This is a genomic window from Nereida ignava (assembly GCF_001049735.1).
Taxonomy (GTDB): Bacteria; Pseudomonadota; Alphaproteobacteria; order Rhodobacterales; family Rhodobacteraceae; genus Nereida; species Nereida ignava.
The window spans coordinates 1-5,216 of the sequence record NZ_CVPC01000043.1; the positions used below are offsets into that span (position 1 = coordinate 1).

Genomic DNA, 5,216 nt, shown 5'->3' on the forward strand with positions numbered 1-5,216 from the left:
TGCATTGGGCGCAAACGGATGACCGAACTGTCTTTGTGATACAGCCGCCTTCGTTTCTTATGCCGCTCTGGCAGCTTCAGCCCTTCTTCGCGCCATAAACGCTCAACTTTCTTGTGATTGACGTGCCAACCTTCGATCCGCAGCAACTCAGCGATCTTTCGATATCCGTACCGACCATACTGCTTGGCAAGGCGGATCATGGCCAAGCGCAATGCGTCATCACCTTGAACCTTCGTTTTGTAATGCAAGCCAGAACGCGAGACGCCGAGAACCGCACATGTGCGCCGTTCTGACGTATCAAGTCTTTGGCGGGTATGGATTACGGCCTGACGCAACCCATCAACCGTCAGGCCTTCGGCTTTAAATAATCGAGGCTCTCTTTCAAGATCAGCTTGTCCAGTTGGAGGTCCGCAACGATTTTCTTCAGCCGCTCGTTTTCCTTCTTCAGTGCTTTCATTTCTGAGAGCTGCGGTCGCCCTAGACCACCGAACTTCTTGCGCCAATAGTAATAGGTCTTGTCCGAAATACCCGCCTTGCGACACGCGCCCACAACATCCAACCCATCATGCAAATGAACATCAATCTCGCGCAATAACTTCAGTGCATCCTCATGTGAATACCGTTTCCGTGCCATTCTCTGTCACTCCCTTAGTCAACAAATAGTGGCACAGTTTTAGGGGGCCAAGACACGCTTTCTCATAGCCGTGGGGTCTGGTGCAAACGGTAAGTCAGTGGCGTTTAACGTGATGGGCGATTTGGCGGGAGCCAGAAATACTGCAGCTGTGCACCCTGCTCTATTTAGCAACAACCATCATCGGGCACAGTTGGATCAAAAGCTACTGAACATCATCACAGAGAGCGAACAAGGCGGCAAGCTACCCGCTGCTGAGCTAAAAGCCCTCGTATCAGGCGAAATGATGACGGTTGATCGCAAGCATAAGGACCCATACGAGATGCACCCATTTGCTACTATCCTTTGGGCTACCAACCACATGCCCCATCCGTCCGATTACTCAGACGCCGTCTTCCGGCGTGCGGGCATCTTAACATTCAATAGAACGTTCTCTCTTCAAGAGCGCGATGCGCAGCTGCAGACTAAACTGCAAAAGGAAATGTCTGGCATTCTCAACTTGGCGCTACAGGCTTATGCCCGCGCCGTCACCGGTGGCTTTGTTGAGCCGGCGAGTAGTAAAGCAGCCAAAGACGAGTGGCGTGTTCAATCTGACACCGTAGCGCTCTGGCTGTCAGAATGTGAGATGGCCGACGGGTCGTCTCTGGGCGTTAAACATTGCTACGACGCGTTTCGTACATGGGCAAACTCTGCAGGGGTTAAGCAAATACCTGCATTGAAGACCTTCAGCCAGCGCGTGGAACGACTGAGGATACAGAAAACCAAGACCTCACAAGGCATGGTCTTTGACGGCATAAAGGTTGCCGCTGCCGAGGAACGCTCCGGTTAGCCAATGCAGGGTTGTGCAGGGACATCAAAAGCGAGAGCCATGTTTTGTTAAGTTTAGTGCAGGGTTGCAGGGTATGCAGGGTTATTTGACCCTTAAGAGATTTTACTGATTTATTATTATAACTGGAAAAACCCTGCACATGCTGCACCCCCCGACTAGCCAGTTGCTTGACGATAGTGAACTAACCTAGGGTATGGTAATTGATCAGGGAGGCTCTAATGCTTAATACAATTCGCTGGGGTATTTTGGGGGCATCGAAATTCGCACTGGAGCAAATGGCACCGGCAATCCATCTCGCAAGTGGAGCAAAGCTCGCCGCACTCGCTACCTCCTCAAACAGTAAAGCTTTGGCATTTCAGGCGCTACAACCCGACTTAAGAATACATGATAGCTACGAGGCATTGCTCGCAGACCCAGAGATCGATGCTGTATACGTGCCTTTACCAAATCACATGCATATTGAGTGGACACTGAAGGCATTAGACGCGGGTAAACATGTCTTATGTGAGAAACCCCTCGCAATGAATGCATCAGATTTCGATCAAGTAATTCAAAGGCGCAATTCAACCGGCTTATTGGCTGCTGAAGCGTACATGATTTTACATCATCCGCAGTGGCACAAAGCCAAAGAATTGTATGAAGCTGGTAGGATCGGGAAACTATTGTATGTCGACGGTATCTTTACCTATGATAACAGCGCCGATCCAGACAACATCCGGAACAAGCCAGATACCGGAGGAGGCAGCCTTCCTGACATTGGTGTATATACTTTTGGATCAGCTCGGTTCGTCACTGGTGAAGAGCCAATCTCAGTCGATGCCCAAATCAAGCGCGAGAATGGCGTTGATGTTTTTGCGCATGTTACCGCTGACTTTCCTTCTTTCCGCTATAACTCCGTTACGTCTATGCGGATGTTCCCACGGCAATATATGGCCTTTCACGGAGACAAAGGTGTTATGAAACTTAACTGCCCGTTCAACCCAAGTGTTTTTGGTCAAGCCGAACTTACATTGGAACGCGCCGGTATGGTGACAGAAACACTACGTTGGCCAGAGACCAATCACTACGTTTTACAAGTAGAAAGCTTTTGTCGTTCCATTCACACGGAAGAAGAATACCTGTGCACGCTTGAGTTCAGCCGAGGAACCCAAGAAATGATTGATATGGTTCTGGCTACAGAATAACGAGCATAGAACTTCTTAGTAAGCAGACATGTCCGACCATCGTTCGCCTCCATCTAGACGGACAGACACGGACATCCCCCCTAAAGGGGTGTCCAGTTGTCCGGTGGGGGCAATGCCAATAAACCACAATACCAATAGAAGCCTAGACGTAATGTGTAGCCAGCCATTGTACCCAGCGAAAATAAGCGATTGAACAATTGATATATGCAGATTATGCGCTTCGCCTAATTAGCAAGGCTTCGGCCTATTGTGCCAGAAGAGTAGTAGCATAATGAACCTAAGCGATATTCTTACACCAAACGCAGTCCGCGTCTTAAGCAACGTCAGCAGCAAAAAACGACTGCTGCACGATGTGGGTGAAATTGCGAATGCGTGCTACGATCTTCAAGGTACCCCATTGATTGAGGCGCTGATGGAGCGCGAAGCGCTTGGACCAACCGGCGTAGGCCACGGTGTTGCCCTACCCCACGCGCGGCTTGATGATATTGACACCGTAAAAGGCGTATTTCTGCGCCTTGAACGCCCCGTAGATTTTGGAGCGGTTGATCGCCAGCCTGTTGATCTTGTGTTCGCGTTGTTTGCACCCCGCGACAGCGGTGTTTCGAACCTTAAAGCACTGGCTTTGGTATCCAGAACATTGCGCGATGAAGCGGTCTGCGAAAAACTTCGCGCAAATAGCGATCCATCAACGCTCTATGCAGTTTTGACCGCTCAGAATTTATCCAAAGTAGCTTAACGCGATAAACTACTAGATTGATGACCTAACAAAAAGTTATCTTGCTAAGTCTCACGACTTACTGTCCAACTTGTATCAAGATTGATTTTATGACGGCGCTTAGGGATGGTGATCCAATCCCTGTTCTCTCTCGTATTAAAATTGGGAGAGTGAGAATGAAGCATCACACAGCGTTTTTAAGATTTGAGGCTGTTCTAGATTATTGTGAACGCCGATGCAGTGATAAGACACTCGAAAGTGCAATAAAGTTTGGTCGTCAGAGAGACTGGTTCGACAGTAGCAACCGGTTAACTACTTCAGGCGAGGCATTAGCCGAGATAATAATGCAAAGTCCTGACTTCATGGGTGACGCAGGCAAAGAACACTCTGGTTAGCCAATTCAGGGTTGTGCAGGGACATCGAAAGCCGAGAAGAGTGTTTTATTGGGTTTAGTGCAGGGTTGCAGGGTGTAAAGGGTTATTTGACCCTTAAGAGATTTTACTGACTTATTATTATAACTGGAAAAACCCTGCACATGCTGCACACTCTGCACTGGTGCTTACCCTCACATCGGCTTATTCATCATTTAATGGGAAAGTCTCCATCTGGCCCGCTCGATACCCGAACGCGGACCAAATTGTTGGCTACAAGTAACAATTAGCTCGCTGATCGCCAATGCAATAGCGGAGTGCTAATCCTGCGGACATGTCCGACCATCGTCCGCACCCCATCTAGACGGACAGACACGGACATCCCCCTAAAAGGGTGTCCAGTTGTCCGGTGGGGGGAATAGTCCCAAACTAACGAACCCCAGCATTTATAAAGAGGTCGAATTCAAAAACGGACCAAACACACACTTTTTGCCGTGTTACTCGCTATTTCGACTGCTGAATCACGGTGTTGAACACAGTGTTGGCTGTAGCTGTGTTGCGAACACTGTGTCGGCGCGTTTTGGGCGAACATAGCTTGGGAACATAAGAAACGTGATTGCTGGCTTTCCACCCATAGCGGGCATTCACGTTAGGCGCGGACAGTGTGGACAGTGTATTAGTTAGTGGAAATAATTCGAACTCTGCTGTACTTTTTTTTATTCGTCAAAGCTGTTTACTGGATAAGGAAAATGCCATGTTTCGTCGCTCGCTAGGATTGGCCGCATGTTTGTCAGTCAGCCTTTTGGGTTGTAGTGCAACAACCGGCACAGTTGGCTCCATCGACGTGACCAAGCAACCTCGTGGCGTGCTGCCCTCGTCAACCACGACGAAGCTTTGGACTGCTTACGTGTCTAGCCCCCAATTTCAGTGCCACTAATTTTGGATTTCTCTAATAAGGTTTCTGGCATGGGAGGTCGCATTCCGAGTGCATGATGGGGCCTGATGTGATTGTATTCTTTGAGCCAAATATTGATTGCGACCTGAGCCTGTTTGATGCTGTGGAACCATTCAGCGTTTAAGACTTCTTGGCGAAGAATACCGTTGAACCGTTCATTGTAACCGTTTTCCCAAGGACTGCCTGGGTAGATTTGGATTGGTTTGACGCCAACCTTTCTGAGCCATTTTTGAAGGTGTTCAGCTACGAACTCCCCGCCATTGTCAGATCGAATGCATTCAGGCTTTCCGTATTTCATCAGCAAACGATGTATGACACGCAAAACATCATCTGAGTTCATCTTGTCTTGCACCTCAACGCAAAGAGCTTGGCGGGTAAACTCATCTAAGACGGTCAGCATCTTGTAGCTGCGCCCGTTACTCAGCTTGTCGTGAACAAAATCAATTGCCCAAACATGATTGGGATGCATTGGGCGCAAACGGATGACCGAACTGTCTTTGTGATACAGCCGCCTTCGTTTCTTATGCCGCT

General features: G+C 48.9%; 6 protein-coding genes. 3 read left to right on the plus strand and 3 right to left on the minus strand.

The annotated features are described in order from the left end of the window. Both NIG5292_RS14090 and NIG5292_RS14095 read right to left on the minus strand, forming a co-directional pair. The coding region (locus tag NIG5292_RS14090; RefSeq protein WP_144412762.1) for an IS3 family transposase at positions 1 to 335 on the minus strand (335 nt) is incomplete at its 3' end. Positions 336 to 346: 11 nt separating this feature from the next. Continuing rightward, positions 347 to 634 (minus strand): transposase, encoded by a 288-nt coding sequence (locus NIG5292_RS14095; RefSeq protein ID WP_048599378.1) that lies wholly within the window; start codon positions 632 to 634, stop codon positions 347 to 349. Between the two features lie 70 nt (positions 635 to 704). On the opposite strand from NIG5292_RS14095, the gene NIG5292_RS14100 reads away from it, so the two are divergent. The 3 genes from NIG5292_RS14100 to NIG5292_RS14110 all read left to right on the plus strand — a co-directional run bounded on the left by NIG5292_RS14100 (position 705) and on the right by NIG5292_RS14110 (position 3,380). Then, complete coding sequence (locus NIG5292_RS14100) at positions 705 to 1,460, plus strand: DNA primase family protein (protein WP_048600176.1); 756 nt, start codon at positions 705 to 707, stop codon at positions 1,458 to 1,460. Between the two features lie 218 nt (positions 1,461 to 1,678). Continuing rightward, complete coding sequence (locus NIG5292_RS14105) at positions 1,679 to 2,644, plus strand: Gfo/Idh/MocA family protein (RefSeq protein ID WP_048600177.1); 966 nt, start codon at positions 1,679 to 1,681, stop codon at positions 2,642 to 2,644. 271 nt (positions 2,645 to 2,915) lie between these two features. After that, on the plus strand, positions 2,916 to 3,380 hold the full coding sequence (locus NIG5292_RS14110; RefSeq protein WP_048600178.1) for a PTS sugar transporter subunit IIA: 465 nt from the start codon (positions 2,916 to 2,918) through the stop codon (positions 3,378 to 3,380). Between the two features lie 1,261 nt (positions 3,381 to 4,641). Here NIG5292_RS14110 and NIG5292_RS14115 read toward each other — a convergent pair. Beyond that, positions 4,642 to 5,216, minus strand: a 575-nt coding sequence (locus tag NIG5292_RS14115; RefSeq protein WP_048600180.1) for an integrase core domain-containing protein, incomplete at its 5' end; no start/stop codon positions are given.